This window comes from Pseudomonas sp. Irchel s3a12 (genome assembly GCF_900187485.1).
Classification (GTDB): Bacteria; Pseudomonadota; Gammaproteobacteria; order Pseudomonadales; family Pseudomonadaceae; genus Aquipseudomonas; species Aquipseudomonas neuropathica.
In genome coordinates this window covers 211,905-225,867 of record NZ_FYDN01000012.1, presented here as the reverse complement: position 1 = coordinate 225,867, position 13,963 = coordinate 211,905, and the positions used below count along the sequence as shown (strand labels likewise).

The following is a 13,963-nucleotide window of genomic DNA, read 5'->3' as shown; positions in this document are numbered from 1 at the left end:
TGTCGTCCCTTAACCGCGTGGGGTCGTAGCAGCCAGCTTCACAACCGAACCGGACGCGCCTTTGGCAGGGGCGACTTTGGGCAGGTTGCTGGCTTCCAGCGCTTGACGTTGTTGAGCGAGTGCCGCGATGGTCTGTTCGCTGGCCATCGGCACCACTTCAGGGGTAACCGGGGAGCCAGGACGAACCCGTTGCAGACCCTTGACGATGATCGTGTCGTCCTTGTTCAGGCCGTTACGGACGATGCGCAGGCCTTCGATCTTCGGACCCAGTTCAACGGCGCGGTATGCGGTTTTGTTGTCCGCATCCATCACCAGTACGAACTTCTTGCCCAGGTCAGTGCCGACCGCTTCATCGTTGATCAGCATGGCGTTGTAGGTGCCGCTGCCGACCAGTTTCAGGCGTGCGTACAGGCCCGGGGTGTAGGTGCCATCGCTGTTGTCGAACACCGCGCGACCACGGATGGTGCCGGTTTTCGGGTTGACCTGGTTATCGACGAAGTTCATCTGACCGAGGTGCGGGTTGCCGTCTTCGTTGGACAGGCCCATGTACACCGGGGTGGTCGCGCCGCGCTGACCGTTACGGGCGAGTTGGGTGTATTTGAGGAACACACGCTCGTCGGCGTCGAAGTAGGCATAAACACGGTCGGTGGAAACCACACTGGTCAGCGGCGTGGTGTCGGCGGTCACCAGGTTACCGGCGGTGATCTCGGCACGGCTGACGCGGCCACTGATCGGCGCGGTGACACGGGTGAAGCTGAGGTTCAGTTTGGCCAGATCCAGTTGCGCTTGCAGGGCACCGACGGCGGCGCGGGCTTCTTGAGCGGCGCTGGTGCGCGAGTCGGCCAGTTCGGCGGAAATGGCGTTGCTGGCACGCAGGCGTTCACCACGACCGGCTTCGTTTTCACTGCGGGTGGCGTTGGCGCGGGATTGAGCAACCAGGGCTTCGAGGCGGCGTACCTCAGCCTGGAATGGACGCGGATCGATCTGGAACAGCAGGTCGCCTTTCTTGACCAGTGCGCCTTCAGTGAAAGCGACGTCATCAATCTGGCCGGAGACCCGTGGACGGATTTCAACGGTTTCCGGCGCTTCTAGGCGCCCGGTGAATTCGTCCCACTCGTTGACCGGTTGTTCCAGCACCTTGGCCACGCTGACTTTCGCAGCGGGCATAGTGGCGGCAGTCTCCGGAGTCTTGCCGCAGGCGCTCATCACCAGTACGGCCAACATGGCCAACGGGAAGCGCAAATGTTTGAGTGACTGTTCCATGGATGCATCCGCCAATGTATTGAAGATGGGCGGATGATGCTCGGCGGGGTGTGATGGCACGAATCGAATGAAGCAAAGGTAACTATCATTCGGAATGATATAAGGCCCGAACGAGCCCTCTAGCATGCACCTTTCGTTAGGTGGCTATCAATCTCTCTGAGGGCAATTCTGTGTTGCCCGGTGTGCAAAAGTCAGGAGAGAAGCTGCACTGCGGGGATTACGCGGGGATTAAAAATGCCGAACCCGCCACGGCGGCGGGTTCGACAATGCGGTCAGAGTTTCGGCAACTGGCCGATGCGTCCGATCATTTCAGTCACGATCTGCAGATCCAGCTGGAATTGCTCCACAGTCTTGAACTCGCCATCGGTGTGACCGGTGTATTTCACGTTCGGCATGGCCAGACCAAACTGCACACCGTTCGGCAATTCATGCACCGAGGTGGCGCCAGCGGAGGTGCCGAACTCGTGTTTCATGCCCAGATTTTCAGTCGATACCGCCAGCAGCGCCTTGACCCACTCACCTTCAGGGTTGCGGTACATCGGCTCGGCGATCGAATAGTCGAAGGCAACGGCTACATGGCTCTTTTTGCTCCACGCCGCCAGTTTCTCAGCGATTTCAGCTTTGAGCTTCTCCGGCGACTTACCTTTCGGAACGCGCAGGTTGACTGCGAGTTTGAAAGCTTTTTCGTCCATGCCGACGTAGGTCAGCGAGGTCGTCAGCGGCCCCATGAAGGCATCGGAGAAACCGACATTCAACTTGTTGCCCAGGTAATCCAGACCCCAATTGTCGGCAGCGTAACGCGCGGCATCGGTGATGTGGTTGTGCTTGAACGCGACTTTGCCATCAAGGCTATTGATAAAGACCAGCATCCGCGCGACCGGGTTGACCCCGGATTCGGGCTCGGAGGAGTGCGCAGATACGCCAGTCACGGTGAGTTTGACGTCTTTGCCGTCGACCTTGGCGCTCACCTGGAAATCGCCGCCATTGCGCTTGGCAAACTCGTCGCCGGCCTTTTGCAGGCTGGCGGCCAGTTCCGCAGGCTTGTCGGTTACCAGCGTGGCGACCGACGCCGACGGAATCTGGTTGGTTGCCAAGCCACCGGTCATCGAGATGATTTCCGCGCCTTTGCCTTCACCTTTGCGCTTGGCAAAGTTGGCCATGACGGTGCCGTAGCCTTTCTCGGCAATCACCACCGGGTAGCCGCCGTCCAGCGCCAGGTTGTAGTTTGGCGTCGGGTTGCGTTCGAAGTAGTAAGGGATCGCGTCGCCCGTGGTTTCTTCGGTGGTGTCGACCAGCAACTTGAAGTTGCGCACCAGCGGCAGTTTTTCTTCCTTGATGACTTTCATGGCATACAGCGTGACGACGATACCGTTCTTGTCATCCTCGGTGCCGCGACCGTACATGCGATCGCCGATCAGGGTGATCTTGAACGGGTCGAGGCGGGTGCCATCCTTGAGCACCCAGTTTTCCGGCGTCACCGGCACCACGTCGGCATGCGCGTGAATACCAACCACTTCATCGCCACTGCCATCAAGGGAAATCTCGTAGACGCGGTTGTCGATGTTGCGGAATTTCAGATTGAACGACTCGGCGAGACTTTTGATCTTCGCCGCTATCTTGATGAATTCCGGATTGTCGTGCTGCTCAACGCCGTCCTTGCGAAAGGTCGGGATTTCCACCAGTTCGCGCAGGGTTTCAGTGGCGGCAGCGCTGTATTTCGCTCGCGTGTAGATACCCAGCAGACGATAGATTTCGTTCTGCTGCTCGGCGTTTAAAGTCTTGTTATCGAGATAGGCGCCAATCGCCGGACCAATGTCAGCGGTTTTCGCCAGATCGCTCTTGCCCAAGTTGCCGAGGAACTGGCGGAAGTCTGTGGCTTTGTCTGCACTGTAAGTCTTGAGAATTTCAGCGCTCTGCTGCGGGGTGATATTCGCTTGCGCGGGCGCCGTGAACACGGCAAGACCGGCCAGCATCAACGTGGTGGTAGCCAGTTTTTTGAAAGGGACATTCATTACGAAGGGCATTCCTTTGCAGGGCAGTGAGTTAGGCGTGCCTCAAGGTTGAGACACATACGCTTACAAGCTAACACCGTGCCAGAGCCTTGCGGGAGTCCTGAAAGGGGATGTGTCGCACAAAAATGCAAAAGAGGCGCACAAATGAAAAAGCCCGGGGAAGGTTTCCGGGCTTTTTTATGGGGGCTCACCTGACGACCAGCGCTTCTCCAAATCCTTGCGCCAGGTTCAGCAAAGCGCGGCTATCTGAAGATCTGTTCAATCATGATCCTGGAGGGGATGAATAACGTATTCGTGTAATAGGCCTCATACCCATAGGCGGTTATGCGAACTTTGCACGGGATCGAAGTTTGCGACGTCAGCAACGGTTTGATGGCGTCGTAGTCATTCAAGTCGCGTTGCGTACCATCCAGATTGGTGTAGTAGAAGATCAGGTCGGAGGAAAACTTGTAATTGGGCCTGGCTTGACCGCTTGCGTTCACTCGCCCTTCAGCTTTTACCGCGATTGAATGCTCGGATGAGAACTCCATGTCGCGATTGAGAGAGCAGATCAGGGTAGGGTTGAGCTGGTTGGAGTTTTCGTAATCATTGAATGCGTTCTGCAAATCCACAGTGGAGTTGAAGTGTGCCGTGAACAGATTGGCGGGGCCGAGCTCAAACGACGATAGCGTGAGGTCGGCGGGCGGAATGCTGGCCGTTTTTACGCAGCCGGTGCAGAGTAGAACGCCCAGGTATATGACCGCGCGGAAGCTGTTCATTGGCCGAAAATACCGTTGATTGAGTCAAAAATCAGATCGCAGGCGGACTTCGTCCCTTGCACAGGTTCTATAAACATCCAGTCAGCAGATGCATGGTGCCTATCAATGGTCTTGTTGATGGTCGGACCAGACTCGATCATCCAACGCTCCCCGAATTCTGCGACACCGTCAGATTGGTCAGGTGTACTGGCGTTGGCCCGGATGTTGATCCATGTTTCAGCGACAGGCGTTGGCTCCGAAAAATAGATGTCGGAACCCAGCCATACCAGGAATCCTTCACCCACTGGATCGAGTGTCACCAGATATTTGATGGTGTAACCGGCTTCGGAAAGTATCTGTGACAGATGTGCGCCGTTCCATCCGCCGAGGCTGTGGCCGACGATGTAAACCGGGCAGGATTTGCTGGGAATGTTGTCGATGAAGTGAGTCTGGATATCGCCGGAACCCCTTGCATCCTTATAACTTTTAGGGAACCCCGTGTATTTCGCCGGCAGCTTGGCGCTGCCCGCAATTTTGCCGTCGAGCTGTTTTTTTGCGTCGTCGATATTGTGGAACGCGCCTTGAAAATAGTATTTCTCTTGGTCGGCAGCCCCACCAATGAAAAAAACGATCGCCTTCTTTACGGGAACGGGAGCCGTCTTTACCGACTGGTCCTTCACGAGTGTTAACGTCGGCGTGACGGCCAGACTCGCGGTATTTCCATTGGGAAGCTGGATTTGCTCTGCCGGCATGTTTTCAATCTTCCAGAAATAGTTTGAAGGTTTCTGCCACGTGTGAACTCACGACGTGAGTGAACCCCAGCGAATCACTGGTGCCGTACTCGAAACTGCCGTCCGCGCGCTGAATCGCGTAGGCATGATTAGGCATGGGCTCACCGGTGCTTTCGTCGATCAATTTGATCTTGTCGCTGAAGTGCACCGGCATCGGCAGCAGACCGCTGAAAGGTGCCGAGACGAAGGTGTCGCCGATGATGACTGTTCCGGAACCGCCCACAACGATGTTGCCGTGTCCGCCCGTGCTGTCGATCGTCGCAGCATTCAAACCATTGATGAAAACGGTCGAGCTGACGCCTCCCATGATCGGACTGCCACAAGCGGATTTGTCGGTCATCCGGGCGGCAGCAAGCCCGTCAAAGTTCACATTGGGCGAGCCACTGGCAATGGGATTCGTGCCATGTCCCGGAAGAGGGCAGCTAGTGGGGTCCGTGAGGCGTGCAGCAGGTTTTCCGCTCATGCGAAGTTCCGTTTCAAGAGGTCAGATCGGGCAGCCGTGATGAATAGCCGTATCGTAGAACAGCCAGGGCTGTTCGCTGGATCGACAGCCTTGGTGGTCGTAGTAATCGGGAATGGTGAGGATGTGGTGTCAGCTCTGCGAGACATTGACCCCATGTGCATCCGGACGGATGCGAGTGTTCGCCTTCAATCACACCGGTGGTGTTTGAAGAGGCGAGGGGCACAAGCGCTTGCATACGTGAAGTACGCATCAAATTTTACCGTCCCTGGAAATTTCGTTGCGAAGAATGCCGCAAGCTACGCTTGCGTTCAATAATATTCAGAACTGCCAGCGCGGATTCACAGGCTATCTGGATCGCCAAAAAACATCTGAATCCGCGACCGCAACCACCGCTCACCCGGATCATTATCCTGCGACCCACGCCACGCCATGTGCAGTTCAAATGTGCGCGTCGGCAACGGCGGATCTTCCGCCCGAACCCCACCAGCCGCCGTCAACGCGTCCGCCGTGTAATCCGGCACGGTCGCAACGATGTCAGTGCCCGCCAGCAACGTACTCAATCCGTTGAACTGCGGCACGGCCAGCACTACATGGCGTTTGCGCCCCAGTTTCTCCAGCTCTTCATCAATAAAGCCACTGAGATCGCCAGCAAACGACACCAGCGCATGCGGACGCGCGCAGTAGTCATCAAGGCTCAACGGCCCCGGCACGGTATCGGCGCGCAGCAATTTTGGCGCGCTGCGGCGCAGGACCTTGCGCTTGGCGTTGGCCGGCAGGTCTGTGGTGTAGCTGACGCCAATGGATATCTCGCCGGAAGCCAGCAGGCCCGGCATCAATATGTAATTGACGCGACGGATCACCAGCACGATTCCCGGTGCTTCCGCGCGCAGGCGCTTGAGCAGCATCGGCAGCAGGGCGAATTCGACGTCGTCGGATAGGCCAATGCGAAATACCGAGGTGCTGGTCGCCGGGTCGAATTCGGCCGCACGGCTGACGGCGGTCGAAATCGAATCGAGGGCCGGCGAGAGCAGGGCGAAGATTTCCACCGCGCGGGCGGACGGTTCCATGCTGCGCCCGGTGCGCACAAATAGCGGGTCATCGAACAGGCTGCGCAGGCGCGAAAGGGCCGCACTGATTGCTGGCTGACCGAGAAAGAGCTTTTCTGCCGCCCGGGTCACACTGCGTTCGTGCATCAATGTTTCGAATACGATCAACAGGTTCAGGTCGACACGACGCAGGTCATTACGATTCATCTGGAGTCCTGGCAGAGTCATCAAGCTTGACGAGAGCGGCCATATGAGAACAATGGCCGGCATGAATCTTACGGGGAAAGGCTGGTACTCTGCACCGGAAAATTCAGCTTGAGTGAGACGTTGGCAGCAGTTTTTTCATGGATTTTGCCAATGCCGCCCCTGGTGCGGAATCAATGACAGGCATGTCGACTATTAATAGCCACTGATAGTCTTGGGTCAAAAGCCCAGATAGAGTTCAGGGCATTAGAGGTTACTTTGACGAGGTTTGCGATGTCCCGCACGATCCGTTTTCACAAGTTTGGTCCGGCCGAGGTGCTCAAATGCGAAGAGCATGCGGCCGCTCAGCCAGGTCCTGGCGAAGTGCAGGTGCGTGTCGAGGCGATCGGCATCAGTTGGTACGACACCCTCTGGCGTCAGAACCTGGCTTCGTCCCAGGCACGTCTGCCATCGGGCCTCGGCCATGAAATGGCCGGTGTCGTCACTGCTGTCGGTGCCGATGTCGAGGACCTGTCCGTTGGTGACAAGGTTGCCAGTTTCCCGGCTGAAAGCCCGAACGACTACCCGGTTTACGGCGAGTCGATCGTACTGCCGCGTACCGCGCTGACCCGTTATCCGGATGTGCTCAGCCCGATCGAAGCCAGCGTGCACTACACGCCGCTGCTGATCGCCTACTTTGCCTACGCCGATCTGGCACGGGTCAAGCCGGGGCAGTTCGCACTGGTTACTGACGCCAGCCATTGCGCCGGTCCTTCGTTTGTCCAGTTGGGCAAGGCGATGGGCGTACGGGTGATTGCCGCGACCAAGGAAGCCGAGGAACGCGAGTACCTGCTGTCCCTTGGTGCGGAAAAGGTCATCGTCACCGAAGAGGAAGATCTGTTGATGCGAATCAACAAGATCACCGACAACCGTGGTGTCGACGTGGTGTTCGACGGTCTCGGCGGCCCGCAGATGTCGCTGTTGGGCGATGTGCTGGCGCCACGTGGCAGCCTGGTGTTATACGGCTTGCAAGGCGGCAACCAGACGCCGTTCCCGGCCTGCGCAGCGTTCCAGAAGAACATCCAGTTCTTTGTGCACTGCATCGGCAACTTCACCGGCAAACCGGAATTGGGCATCACTCAGGATCACGTCGCTTTGCAACGTGCCTTGCGTGACATCAACCAGTTGACCGCTGACCGCGTGCTGCTGCCGCTCAAGACGCGTGTATTTCCGTTCAACGAGTTCGTCGAAGCGCATCGTTACATGGACGAATGCCCATGCCGCGAACGGGTCGCTCTGCAGGTCGAACCGGCGTAAGCCCCTTTAATCAGAGTCCGTGGCCCCACGGACTCTTGTGCGTTTACCTTCCCCCTGAAAAACCGAGCTCCCTGGCGCTATGCCCGGGCCCGTTCAGCAACTGAACTGGTTTTTGCTCTCTATCTGTATCTTCTAATCACAATATAAGCCCTGATAATTGAATGATTACTTTCATCTCAAGGAATGAGCCATGTCTGTGCATTCAATTTGTCCTGTTCGATATAACGCGTCGAAAACCGTTGATCGCGGCAACTTCTGTTTAATTGTTGTAGGGCTATTCGGAAACTGCTTCTCTTTTTCTTGTGCTCACTTGGCGTGGGACCCTGTGGGAAATTTCCTAGGACTGCGTTCCGAAAAAAATATTCCAACAATTACAGTGGTTTGAGGCTGTTTTTGGACGACTGAAGGCGCTTTGTCAGTTCAAGTGTTTCAAATAACTTCAAACTTGTAAGTGTTAGCATCTGAACGTCTATTACTTATTGATCAATTGTCGCTTGGCTGATGTGTCAGTCTGCGCGGCATGAAACTTTTTATACCGGGTAAATACCGATGAGCACGATCCATGATCAGGCAATGAACTATGTCTACCAGCAAGTATTGCAACGTTTGCTGAGTTTCTTCTCGCGCGCAGAACGCACGGCGCTGCAGTTGCTGATCCAGCGACTGGCAGTGGCCGCCGGCGGCATGGAGAACATCGGTCATTTCAAGGTGCTGGTGAACCAGTCAGGGTCGCGCGACAGTTGTTACACGCTGGCGTTACTGCGGGCGGCGCAGTTGACCATCGCTGGCCGTTCACCCGCGACCTTTCAGTTGCGGGTGGCCAATCTGCGCTGGAACGGCAGCAGCCAGGTGTCCCTGCAAAACATGCATCGCAGCTACAGCGCACTGTTTCTGTATGACGATCCCCGGGTAGAACTGGTGATGGTCGACCACCGCGAGGTATTGCCGTTTGATCACCAGCTACCCATAAGCGAAGCCGGTCGCGAGGCCAACCGTATCAACCTGCTGCTGATCGGGCATCGCAGAACCTGGAATGAACCGCTTGAGCTATGGGATGACGCTTATCTGGCAACTGCCGAGTTCTATGGTCAGGTGGCCCGCTGGAACAATGGCGTCGATGCCATGGTCGGCAGTGAGTCCCCGCGTCGACAGAGCATCTTCCTCGAAGGGCTGGGGCGTGCCGCGCAGAAGGCTGAGATTGCCGCCCCACCGGTGAGTTCTTGCGGCTTTGAAATGCTGTTTACGCTGCTCGACGGGCTGGGTGGTGATTATTACCGTGAGTTTTATCCCGAAGAGGAGCGGGTGGCGTGGCGTCCGGAGGGGCAATTCGAGGCCTGTCGGCGTACCAGCTTTATCAGTATCAACGACATGATTGTCGGCAAACTCGAAGAGCGCTGGCCTTTGTTGAGTGATTTTCTGGGGTTTCAGGTTGACGATCTGACGCTTTATCAAGGTGATGACGAACACGTAGAGCCTAAGGTGGCTGCGCATTTACGAGGTTTGCAGGCGCAAATCATCGAGGAGCGAAACTATGAGGACGGCGTCGGTGATTACCTCAAAAGCAGCCTGATAACGATGCGGCAAAAACAGGTCCCTGAACCGGTATGCGAACAGTTGCTGGTCAGCTTCGACAATCTGCAGGAGCCCGGGAATCTGCGCGCCCAGGCGGAAAGCTCTCTGCTGGCCAGTTTTGAACTGAATGAAATCCAGCTGACGTGCCTGTTGTTTTCACCGTTCATTAATGCGGGGGCCGGACTTGAGCGATTCTTGCGCAATTGTCACCCCGGCATGTTGGTGGCATTGCCGGATCTGCACCGGGCGATGCAGGGCCTGCATGCGCCGGAACAGGTCATGAAATGGATGACGGATGTCAGTGGGCTGCCGGTCAGGTTGATTGTGCGTTTGTATGCAATGGGGCCGGTTCGTATGTCTGCGCCTGGAGAATCGGCCGCGCAAAGCCTCGATGCGGTTGACGCGGCGGCCGAGCCGACCGTTGATCGATCGGCGGAAGGTTGATCGTGAGCCGCTTGCCTGGAGATGAACCCATGCCCACGGATACGGGGTTGTGAAGGGGTCGAGGGAGAATGACTTCGTTTATCAGGCGGTTTATCGATACCTGACGCTGCTGATAGATGAGGCGGGGAACAGCGGGGCGGTGCGCCTGCCCTCACTCCGGCAATTGTCTGACCGGCTCAATGTGTCGATCTCGACCGTCCAGTACGCCTACTCGCTGCTGGAAAAGGAAGGTCGAGTTTATTCAATTGCCAAGTCCGGGTACTACGCGCAAGCGCTGCACATGATGGATTCGCCGGATAGCGGCAGTGATCTGCTGGAAACCGTTTACGTCAATGCCAGGCGCCCGGGCATGTGCGTGCTGAGCGCCGATGAGCCGGCCTCGCTACAGCCACTGGACAGCCCGTTATTGATGTTGGAGCGGGAATTGCTGCGTCAATATCCGCGTCAGCCACATGCGTTGGTGCAACCTTGTGGAGAGCTGGAGTTGCGCACGGTGCTGGCCGCCCGCTACACCTCATCCACGGCCAATTACTGGCGTGCGGATGACGTCTATATCGGCGCAGACCTGCGCGGTGTATTGGAAATTCTGATTTCCGTGCTTGAGTTGCGTCGGGCCACCGTGGTCGTCGAATCGCCCTGTGACTGGGTGATCCTGCGTCTGCTTGAGGCCGCCGAAGTACGGGTCATCGAGTTGCCGCTGCTTCCCGGGGGCATGATTGATCTTCAGCGGCTGGAGTCGGTGCTCAAGAGCGAGACGGTACGTTTGATGCTTTTGTCGTCAGTGCTGAGCATGCCCCGGGGCAGTCTTCTACCGCTGAGCAACCAGCAGGCAGTCGCGCATTTGCTTGGACGTCATGGTACCTGGGTGCTGGAAAACGATTGTTACAGCGAACTCCATGAAGGCAATGACGCGCAACGGATGCGCGACTGGCTGGACCCCGATCGTTTAGTGGTGTTTTCCACGTTCGAAAAGTTCGTCGGGGCCGAGGCGCCTTTCGGTTATGTGCTGTCGCGTCATTGGCGCAGTGAGTTGCAGCGGCATTTCCTGTTGCGCGCGTTTCGGTTGTCGCCGATTCGCCAGAAAGCCATTGCCAGGTTGTTGGGGGGCGGCCGACTGGATCAGCATTTATTGGTATTGCGGCGAATGCTCAAGGAGCGTCGTACGCAATTGATCGAATTGTTGCGCGAACGTCTTGGCGATGCGATGCAGGTTGTCGAGCCCGAGGGTGGCGCGACCGTGTGGGTACATTCTCTGCGACCAGTGAACATGGCGCAGGTCTTCCAGCGATTGCTCAGGCAGCAGATCGTTATTGCACCTGGCGAGCTATTCAGCCTGCAAAGCCTGCATGCGCATCATCTGCGGTTGAGCCCGCTGAGCCATGGTGACCATGACCTGGCCAGTGTGGTCGGGCTAATCGGTGACGCCTTGCGCCTTGCACCTGCTGACTAACGTTAAAAAACATCGGGAGAGTCCCGGATAGATCGCATCGCACTGCGGTCAAACTGCCAGTAAACTGCGCTCTATTCCTGAACCACTCTATTTCAGAGGTTTTGCATGACACTCAGTCCTTTTGCGGGCAAACCGGCACCGGCAGAATTGTTGGTCGATATCCCGCGACTGGTAACGGCTTACTACACTGGACAGCCCGACGCCTCGATTTCCACTCAGCGTGTGGCGTTCGGTACGTCCGGGCACCGGGGCAGCTCGTTCGACTTGAGTTTCAACGAGTGGCACGTTCTGGCCATCAGCCAGGCGATCTGTCTGTACCGCGAAGCCCAAGGGATCACCGGGCCGCTGTTTGTCGGCATCGACACCCACGCATTGTCGACTCCGGCCGGCGCCAGCGCGCTGGAAGTCCTGGCCGCCAACGGTGTGACCGTGATGATTGCCGAAGGTGATGAGTACACGCCGACACCCGCCATTTCCCACGCCATTCTGTGCTACAACCGTGGCCGTACTTCGGGCCTGGCTGACGGCATCGTCATCACGCCGTCGCACAATCCGCCACAAAGCGGTGGGTACAAGTACAACCCAACCAACGGCGGGCCGGCCGATACCCACATCACCAAGTGGATCGAAGCCAAAGCCAATGAATTGCTGGCCAACAAGCTGGCCGGTGTGAAGCGCATCAGCTACGAACAGGCGCTCAAGGCCAGCACCACGCATCGTCATGACTACGTGAACACCTACGTCGCCGACCTGATCAACGTGATCGACTTCGACGCCATCCGTGACGCCAAGCTGCGTCTGGGCGTTGATCCGCTGGGTGGAGCAGGGGTGCGCTACTGGTCGGCGATTGCCGAGCATTACCGCCTCGATCTGCAAGTGGTGAACAAGGAAGTCGACGCGACGTTCCGTTTCATGACTGTCGACTGGGATGGCCAGATTCGCATGGACCCGTCGTCCAGCCACGCGATGCAAGGCCTGATCGGTCTCAAAGAACGTTTCGACGTGGCCTTCGCTTGCGACCCGGATCACGATCGCCACGGTATCGTCACGCCGTCCGGTGGGCTGCTTGCGCCGAACAACTATCTGGCCGTATCGATCGATTACCTGTTCCAGAACCGCCCGCAATGGCGTGCGGATGCCGGCGTGGGTAAAACCGTGGTCAGCAGCGGTCTGATCGATCGCGTGGCCAAGCGCTTGGGGCGTCGTCTGTACGAAGTTCCGGTCGGTTTCAAATGGTTCGCCGACGGACTGTTCGATGGCTCGCTCGGCTTCGGTGGCGAAGAGAGCGCGGGCGCATCGTTCCTGCGCAAGGACGGTGGCGTGTGGAGCACCGACAAGGACGGTCTGATCCCTGCGTTGCTCGCCGCTGAAATGACCGCACGCACCGGTCGCGATCCGAGCCAGGCCTACAAGGCTTTGACCGATGAGCTGGGCGAGCCGTTCTCGGTACGTGTCGACGCCAAGGCCAATCCGGAGCAGAAAGCGTTGCTGAGCAAGTTGTCGCCTGCACAGGTCACCTCGACCGAACTGGCTGGCGAGAAGATCCAGAGCATTCTCAGCCATGCACCGGGCAACGATCAGGCGATTGGCGGTCTGAAAGTGATGACGGAAAATGGCTGGTTCGCCGCGCGTCCGTCGGGCACTGAAGACATCTACAAGATCTACGCCGAAAGCTTCATCGGTGACGACCACCTCAAGCAATTGGTCGTCGAAGCGCAGGCGCTGGTGGATGGCGCAATCGCAGGCTGATGATGTTGGCGAGCGCATGAAAAAAGGGGCAACCGTGATGGTTGCCCCTTTTTTTGCCTGCCATTCAAGCCATCAGGCCAGATCCACCAGGACGATTTCGCTGTCCTCAAGGGCCGTAACGCTCAGCACCCGTTCCTGCGCTACCGCCACGCCGTCTCGAGCTTGTGCGCGCAAGCCGTTGACTTCAATCAGGCCAGTGGCCGGCACCAGGTAGGCGCGACGGCCTTCATCCAGATGATATTCGGCAGTTTCGCCCGCCTTGAGGTTGGCTGCGACCAATCGCGCATCAGCGCGAATCCGCAGGCTCTGGTCATCGCCGTCCTTGCCGCTGGCCAAGGTGACAAAACCTTCGCGCTGGCCTTTCGGGAACGGTTTGGCACCCCAGGAGGGCGGTGCGCCGGTTTCCGTTGGCAGGATCCAGATCTGAAAGATCTTGGTGTCCTTGGCTTCCAGGTTGTATTCGCTGTGAGCGATGCCGGTACCCGCGCTCATTACCTGCACGTCGCCAGCTTCGGTGCGGCCCTTGTTGCCCAGGTTGTCCTGGTGAGTGATAGCACCTTCACGAACATACGTGATGATTTCCATGTCGCGATGCGGATGCTGGGGAAAGCCAGTGCCGGCTGCGATCACGTCATCGTTCCACACCCGCAGGTTGCCCCAGCTCATGCGCTGCGGGTCGTAGTACTCGGCGAACGAAAAGTGGTGATGGGCATCCAGCCAGCCGTGATGGGCGCCGCCCAGCGAGCTGAAGGGTCTGAGTTCAAGCATGATCGTCTCCTCAAAAGGTTCGACGCGAGGTGTGAAGGGCGCACCCGACGCGGGACCGGTGGTTTATGACGGCCATCATCTATCAGTCAATAATCGATAAAAAGCGTAAAAAGTGCGGCGTTATAATCGAAATACTCGATAAGAAAATAGTTGTGAAGCATCTCATCC

At 57.5% G+C, this 13,963-nt stretch carries 11 protein-coding genes; 4 read left to right on the top strand and 7 right to left on the bottom strand.

Features of this window, described 5'->3' with window-relative positions; all coding sequences use genetic code 11:
* Window positions 1–9 precede the first annotated feature (9 nt).
* The 6 genes from mexE to CKW14_RS21010 form a co-directional block, all read right to left on the bottom strand.
* Window positions 10–1,263, bottom strand: a complete 1,254-nt coding sequence (gene mexE / locus CKW14_RS21035; RefSeq protein WP_077573018.1) for a multidrug efflux RND transporter periplasmic adaptor subunit MexE — start codon at window positions 1,261–1,263, stop codon at window positions 10–12.
* A gap of 272 nt (window positions 1,264–1,535) precedes the next feature.
* Complete coding sequence (locus CKW14_RS21030; RefSeq protein ID WP_095126065.1) at window positions 1,536–3,275, bottom strand: dipeptidase; 1,740 nt, start codon at window positions 3,273–3,275, stop codon at window positions 1,536–1,538.
* 242 nt (window positions 3,276–3,517) lie between these two features.
* Window positions 3,518–4,033, bottom strand: coding sequence for a hypothetical protein (locus tag CKW14_RS21025; protein ID WP_095126064.1), 516 nt, complete (start codon window positions 4,031–4,033; stop codon window positions 3,518–3,520).
* Complete coding sequence (locus CKW14_RS21020; protein ID WP_007914925.1) at window positions 4,030–4,764, bottom strand: hypothetical protein; 735 nt, start codon at window positions 4,762–4,764, stop codon at window positions 4,030–4,032. The genes CKW14_RS21025 and CKW14_RS21020 overlap by 4 nt, the downstream gene beginning before the upstream one ends.
* A gap of 4 nt (window positions 4,765–4,768) precedes the next feature.
* Window positions 4,769–5,266, bottom strand: coding sequence for a PAAR domain-containing protein (locus CKW14_RS21015; protein ID WP_095126063.1), 498 nt, complete (start codon window positions 5,264–5,266; stop codon window positions 4,769–4,771).
* Window positions 5,267–5,604: 338 nt separating this feature from the next.
* Window positions 5,605–6,519 (bottom strand): LysR family transcriptional regulator, encoded by a 915-nt coding sequence (locus CKW14_RS21010; RefSeq protein WP_093431295.1) that lies wholly within the window; start codon window positions 6,517–6,519, stop codon window positions 5,605–5,607.
* 270 nt (window positions 6,520–6,789) lie between these two features.
* Here CKW14_RS21010 and CKW14_RS21005 point away from each other — a divergent pair, with 270 nt between their 5' ends.
* The 4 genes from CKW14_RS21005 (at window position 6,790) to pgm (ending at window position 13,027) form a co-directional block, all read left to right on the top strand.
* Window positions 6,790–7,812, top strand: coding sequence for a zinc-dependent alcohol dehydrogenase family protein (locus CKW14_RS21005; protein ID WP_007914918.1), 1,023 nt, complete (start codon window positions 6,790–6,792; stop codon window positions 7,810–7,812).
* Window positions 7,813–8,361: 549 nt separating this feature from the next.
* On the top strand, window positions 8,362–9,828 hold the full coding sequence (locus CKW14_RS21000) for a hypothetical protein (protein ID WP_095050844.1): 1,467 nt from the start codon (window positions 8,362–8,364) through the stop codon (window positions 9,826–9,828).
* 49 nt (window positions 9,829–9,877) lie between these two features.
* Window positions 9,878–11,278 (top strand): PLP-dependent aminotransferase family protein, encoded by a 1,401-nt coding sequence (locus CKW14_RS20995; protein ID WP_095050843.1) that lies wholly within the window; start codon window positions 9,878–9,880, stop codon window positions 11,276–11,278.
* Window positions 11,279–11,383: 105 nt separating this feature from the next.
* Window positions 11,384–13,027, top strand: a complete 1,644-nt coding sequence (gene pgm, locus CKW14_RS20990; protein WP_095126062.1) for a phosphoglucomutase (alpha-D-glucose-1,6-bisphosphate-dependent) — start codon at window positions 11,384–11,386, stop codon at window positions 13,025–13,027.
* Between the two features lie 72 nt (window positions 13,028–13,099).
* On the opposite strand, the gene CKW14_RS20985 is transcribed toward pgm, so the two are convergent.
* Complete coding sequence (locus CKW14_RS20985; protein ID WP_093431306.1) at window positions 13,100–13,795, bottom strand: pirin family protein; 696 nt, start codon at window positions 13,793–13,795, stop codon at window positions 13,100–13,102.
* Between the last annotated feature and the right edge of the window lie 168 nt (window positions 13,796–13,963).